5 protein-coding genes are annotated in these 5,819 nt (G+C 59.9%); all 5 read right to left on the reverse strand.

Annotation, left to right across the window (positions count from 1 at the left end; genetic code table 11):
• Positions 1–1,129: ParB/RepB/Spo0J family partition protein (locus tag FE811_RS25470; protein WP_181180972.1), on the reverse strand; the 1,129-nt coding region annotated here is incomplete at its 3' end.
• Positions 1,130–1,280: 151 nt separating this feature from the next.
• Positions 1,281–2,429: a plasmid replication protein RepC gene (gene repC / locus FE811_RS25475; RefSeq protein ID WP_181180973.1), complete on the reverse strand. Its 1,149-nt coding sequence runs from the start codon at positions 2,427–2,429 to the stop codon at positions 1,281–1,283.
• A 284-nt stretch (positions 2,430–2,713) separates the two neighbouring features.
• Entirely contained in the window at positions 2,714–3,706 is a 993-nt protein-coding gene (gene repB / locus FE811_RS25480; RefSeq protein ID WP_181180974.1) for a plasmid partitioning protein RepB, read from the reverse strand.
• Between the two features lies 1 nt (position 3,707).
• Positions 3,708–4,883: a plasmid partitioning protein RepA gene (gene repA, locus FE811_RS25485; RefSeq protein ID WP_140849302.1), complete on the reverse strand. Its 1,176-nt coding sequence runs from the start codon at positions 4,881–4,883 to the stop codon at positions 3,708–3,710.
• A 320-nt stretch (positions 4,884–5,203) separates the two neighbouring features.
• A partial coding sequence (locus FE811_RS25490; protein ID WP_140849304.1) for a recombinase family protein occupies positions 5,204–5,819 on the reverse strand: 616 nt, incomplete at its 5' end.

The raw sequence follows: 5,819 nt of genomic DNA on the forward strand, positions 1-5,819 counted from the left end.
GCGTGACGAAGACGCCCGCGCGCCCGACCTCGGCCGCGTCGTAGATCAAGGGCCGCCGTTCGAGCGATTCCAACGCCATCTCCAGCTGACCAAGCCGCGCGTCGATCTCCTCGGGATATTCGTCCTGGCCGGAGTATTTCTCCTCCAGCGCGCGGTATTCAGAGAGCAATGCCGCATGGGACGCGCTTTCCTCGTCAGTCATCGGCGCGGGATCACCGGGCAGGCGCCGCAGGCCATGGCTATAGCCGTAGGGCAGGTCTGTCGCGACCTCGATCCACTTCCAGCCCTCGGAGGCCAGCGCTTCGGTTTCCGCCTGAAGCTTCTCGGTGACGAGCCGATCAAGCAGGGCAGGGTCCTCGAGCCAGCCACCATCATCGCCCTGGAAGAGATCGCGCAGCACGACGCCGCCAGCCGCCTCATAGGCATCGACGCCGACGAAAACGACGCGACGATCCGATGCCCGGACCGAGGTTTCCGTGAGCATGCGCCGGATGGCATAGGGCTCCTTGTTCCAGGAGTTCTTCACTGCATCCCAGACCCGCACCTGACGCGCATGGTCTTGGGTTACCGTGAAGGCCATCAGCTGTTCCAGCGTCATGCCGTCCTCAGCGTAGACCTCGAGCAGGGCAGGGGCCACGGATGCAAGTTTCAGGCGCTGTTTGACGACCTGAGGTGTCACGAAGAAGGCCGCCGCAATCGCTTCTTCGCCCTGACCTTTCTCGCGCAAGGCCTGGAATGCGCTGAACTGGTCGAGCGGGTGCAGGGCGACGCGCTGCATGTTCTCCGCCAGCGAGTCGTCCTCGGCGAGGATCTCCGACGCCGTATCCCGCACGATGCAGGGGATCGGGGCGGTCTTGGCCAGACGTTTCTGCTTAACCAGCAGCGACAGTGCCTGGAAACGACGGCCGCCGGCCGGGATCTCGAACATGCCGGTCTCGACCCCTTCAGCATCGACCACGGGCCGGACGTTCAAGCCCTGCAGCAGGCCGCGCCGCGCGATATCTTCGGCCAGTTCCTCGATCGAGACGCCTGCCTTGATGCGCCGTACGTTGGACTGGCTCAGCACGAGCTTGTCGAAGGGGATGTCCCGCGAGGGGGACAGCGTGATTTTCTGGGCTGCTTTCGCCATCAGATCTTCTCCACGACGGGCGCCGGAAGCCACTCTCCCGATCTCACTTCCCGTCACCCCTCAAACCCCCAACCTTTCCCTCTCGAAATGGGCGGCATGTTTACCGGGGTATACGTGGAGCAAGAGGGGGTTATGTTTACCCCGGTATACATCAAGCAATGGTCACACTACGCGCTGACGGGGCGCGGCAGGTTGTGAGCGAGCGGAACATACGGACGAAGTCCATGCTTTCGCTTGCTGCCCGATTGGCTAGCGCTTGTAGATAGGCCCTCGGCTGCCGGATTCTGTCGAATGCTTCGATAATACCAAGAATGGCGAGTGCTGAGCCAAGCGCGCCCATCGCTTGCCGTGCCGTCTCTACGTCGGTTCTCGCTAGTCCAACCGCCGGAGCAAGGGTGTCGGACAATCGAACGACATCGCCCCAATCCTTTGCAGTCACGGAAGCGAAGGATGCAGCACTCTTGGCCAGGGCCATGCACTCAGACACTGTGATATCGTTGCTTGGTCCGACATCAATGCTCGCTGCATCGCTAGATCGATTGGCCATGCTCACGTTCTCAGCCGCAGATTCAGATTCATAGTTTTCTTTCTTTGACTTCTGAATATGCCGGTCATTTTGTCTGTCGCTGACGGTCACTGCATCTGCAACGGACGATGCCTGAGCGCCCGAGTGAGGAAGGTCTTCCTGGAGTTCCTGAATGAGACCGGCCAGCTGGTCCGAAGACAAGGAACGACGCAGTGAGCGGCATGCAAGGTCGTGCAGTGCGGGCTGAATGTCCGCAGCCCTGTGGTAAAGAATGTCTCGGATCAATGACCGGAGCGCTTTGCACCGAATTTCTTCTCGGGAGCATTCCTCTGCAAGGGCGATGAGGTGATCGCGGATGGCGAACAGGGGCGCGAGGTCGATGCCGTAGGTTAGTTTGGTTTCGGCACACTCATCCTGTACCCGATATCGCTTTCCGTTCGGGCTCGACTTTCGAGCCAGCAATCCGTTTGCCTTCAGATTGGTGAGGCGGCGCCTCAGTGTGCGTTCGTCGATCCCGTCACAGCGCTCGATCAACGCCCTGTTGGAGGCAAAGACAACAAGTGAGTTTGGGTCGGCCGACTGGGGCAAGAACGACAGAAGACCTCGTAGAACCCCAATGTCACGGTCTCTCAGACCAAGAGGTTTGCGGCAACGGCGTACCAAATCCAGAAGCGACCAGCGCGCGTCTTCCGTCTTAACAGGCGTTACAGTGTTGCGGTCGTTCAGATATGAGGAATTGGTGCGCCGAACGTGCCGCTGCACGGGCGAAGACATGACATGTTCCATGTTGAATCGGGCGGAACGCTCGGGTCAGCCGAGTGAAGACCTTGCAACCCTGCCTGTCGGTGTCCGTTCTTCTCCACAAAAAGGATAAAAGATATCGGATCACCGCGAAGCGATGTTGCGTGCGATTCGGGCCTGCGCTAGTCTGCTCGTGCTAGAAGATGAGCATTCTCAGGGTTGGCGCCCTGTGTTTTGCGCGGGCCTTCCGGGTGGTTTCCATTCGGGAGGCCTATCCTTTTCCGACACTGCTCCTCTGTTGTTTTCGTTGCATTCCCTCAGTCCTTCTTCTTGGACTGACTGAGAAATTCTTCATGAAGGCGCGAGAAGACGTCATCCGCATTTGCATGCAGCCACGCCGCGAAATCCCTGTGTTGCGCCGATGGCCGGAAGCCCAATGCCCCTTTAGTAAGCGCGACCTCTCCCAGAGAGGACCCATCTTGCGCCATCAGCGTGAAGGGCGTTGTGCCCCTCTGTTGGCGTTTATCCTTAGGGATATCCGCCTTTGGAAGAGCTTTCACCCAGGCCGCAAATCGCTCGTCCGAGCTGGAACCTTCCGGGAAAGGGGCAGGGTGGACCGAAAGAACGTCGATGTTCTTCTCAAGCACCACAACGGCGAGTTCGTACCAGCGTTTCCATCCGATTGAGGGCGCCGCACCGATGCGTTCCAGCACTTGTCTCGGAAATGCCTCGCGCACCTTGCGCATGTGCGACGTGTGGCTGCGGTTCACGTTCAGCGCGTCCTGAACCACGCGCGCATCGTAGCCCGCCTCTTCCAGATCGCCTGCGAACAAGGCCTTCTCGATGAAGGACGGGTCTTTGCGAAGGTTGTTTTCCTGGCCCTGCGCCAGGACCGCCTCTTCGTCGGAAAGAGTGCGGATCAGCGCCTTGACCGGCGTTCCCAAGCCGCGGATTGCGGCAAGCCTGCGGCGCCCGTAAACCACCTGATACCGACCGCTCAGTTTCGGGTGCGGCCGCAACAGGATCGGAACCTGCTGGCCGTGTTTGGAAATGCTTTCGCGCAGTTCGGCGATGTCGTCGTCAAGCGCTCCGATGCGATCCTTTAACCCGGTGTCTTCAATCAGTTCGGGATCGATGTCCTGCACTGATCGAGCCCCGACACTGCGCAGATCGTTGCGGATGGCTGCGATCGGCCCAGCACTTTGAAACACTTCTGGCATCTTGGCGGTCGGGCGGGGCAGGGGTGCCTTGGCATCTTCTTCCGGCCGAGAGGCGGGAGTGATGCCTTCGAACATGTTCTTTCTGGCCATCTTAGCCGCGCTCCCATGCTCTGTGGATGTCTTGTTCCAGCTCCCGCGCGACAGCGTTGATTGATTCCATCGCGCGGTCATAAGTGTTGCGGTTCATGCTACCGCGACCGACCTCGAACAAAGTCTGATGTGTAAGGCCAGCGTCCGAGACGGCTGTGGACTTCAGAAACGTCTCGGTCATCACGCGTTTGCCAAAGTTGGCGCGTAGCAGTCCGGCAACCTGCGCTTGCGGCCCGTCCGAAGGTTCGAAGCGAGAGACCAGGTAGCGGAGAAAGTCGTACTCCAACGTCATTCCTGCGTCCCTGATCGTATCGAGCAAGGATGAGGTCATGGTCAGAAACTGGGCCAAGGATGCCACGTCGATAAAGTTTGGCACCACTGGGATGATGATCGAAGACGAGGCCACAAGAGCCGAGAGGGTCAAGAACCCAAGCTGCGGCGGGCAATCGATGAACACCAGATCATAGTTGGCTTCAACCGAGAGGATTGCTTCGCGAAGCCGCAGGTAAAAGGGTGGTTCGGAGCCACGTCGAAGGGCGTAGGGGGTCTCGGTCTCATACTCCGACAGGATCAGGCCACCGGCGGCTATGTCCAGGCCGTGGAAGTAGGTTTTCCGCACCACCTCGCTCATCGGCACAGGGTTATCATACCGGATGGCATCATAGATCGTGCCTTGATGCGTGAAGTCGATTTCAGGCCGCAAACCGGTCATCGACGACAGCGAGGCCTGCGGGTCCATGTCGATCACCAGCACCCGGTAGCCGTGCAAGGCATACCATTGGCTGAGATATGCCGCAGTCGTCGTCTTCGCTGACCCGCCCTTGAACGACACGCAAGAGATTATCTGCAGCGGCTCTGATCCGACCCGCCCGCGCAGATAAAGCGAAGGGTCCCGGGTGGTTCGCGCCAGAGCCAAACGGATCTGCGCAAGGTCGTCGGCTGAGTACAGTTTCCTTCCACGCTCATCGAGCGGGACGTCGGGGATCTTGTCCTCCGCGTGGAGTTTGCGCAGGTGACCAGGCGCGAGCCCGAGAAATTCCGCCGCTTCTGTCGATGAAAAGCTTCTCAAGTACTTCCGGGCGTCAGGCGCAAAATTGCGCTCCAGATGCATCCGGATCGACTCATGCAGTGTGGATGCGTCGCTCTGGAGCTCTGCAAAAACACGCTCTTCGGTCATACTGCCCTCATCCAGATCGTGGTGCGGTTTACCCACACTCACTGTGCTCCTTGGAGCCACGTTTTCTTTGTAGCGCAGAAAACCGAAATTCTCGCGATTTTCCGCTACGACAATGAATGCGTCATGTCTGACAGTGGTGCAAGAAAATTCTACAGCTCGTAGCTGATGCTGGCGGATGAGCGGGCACGTCGTCAGCCTTACTGACCGTCATGACATTGAAAAACATGAACTTCTACCACCTCAGGCAGAGTTCACGCTTGCTACATGTTGTGGTGCTGTCGCCAGTACTGCCTTCTAAGGATGAGCGCACTTTCGAATCGTCAAGGCAACAGCCCCAGCTTCTCCGCCCGTTCCAGCAGCATCTTCACTGAAGAAGGCTGCCAGCTTGTCCGCCCGCGAGGCGTGCGCTCGCGCATTGCTTCCAGTCGGGTGCAGATCGCCTGAAGCGTGATGTCGGGGTCCGCTCCCTTAATGGCGGCGACGATGGCGGGCAGGCGGTCGTTGGTTTCGCGGCGGTCGGCGCGGTCCAGTACCGTCGGCGGTAGGAAGCCGTCCCGAACATAGGCGTTGACCGCGCGCAGAAGCCGACTTTGCGTCCATTGGCGCTCGCGGGGCAAGGGGCCGTTGACGATGCGCACTACGTCTTCCCAGGCCAGGTCCGGGCGCAGGCGGCGAACATAGGGAACCCAGTCCCGCGCCGTCTCGTTCAGGCGCTCCATGTATCCGTCCTGCCGCGCCAGCCGCACCTTGCGCAGCGCGGCGGGATCGTGGGCTCGTAGACCCGGGTTGCCGCCTATCCGGCCTTTGGTTCGTGCGCTGGCCAGCCCAGCCTTGGTGCGTTCGCGGATTAGGGCGCGCTCGAACTCAGCGGCGGCGCCCAAAACTTGGAGGGTGAACTTGCCCTGCGGGGAGGACGTGTCGATCGGGTCCATGAGC

Origin of the sequence: Paracoccus sp. FO-3 (genome assembly GCF_006386455.1) — a bacterium.
Taxonomy (GTDB): Bacteria; Pseudomonadota; Alphaproteobacteria; order Rhodobacterales; family Rhodobacteraceae; genus Paracoccus; species Paracoccus versutus.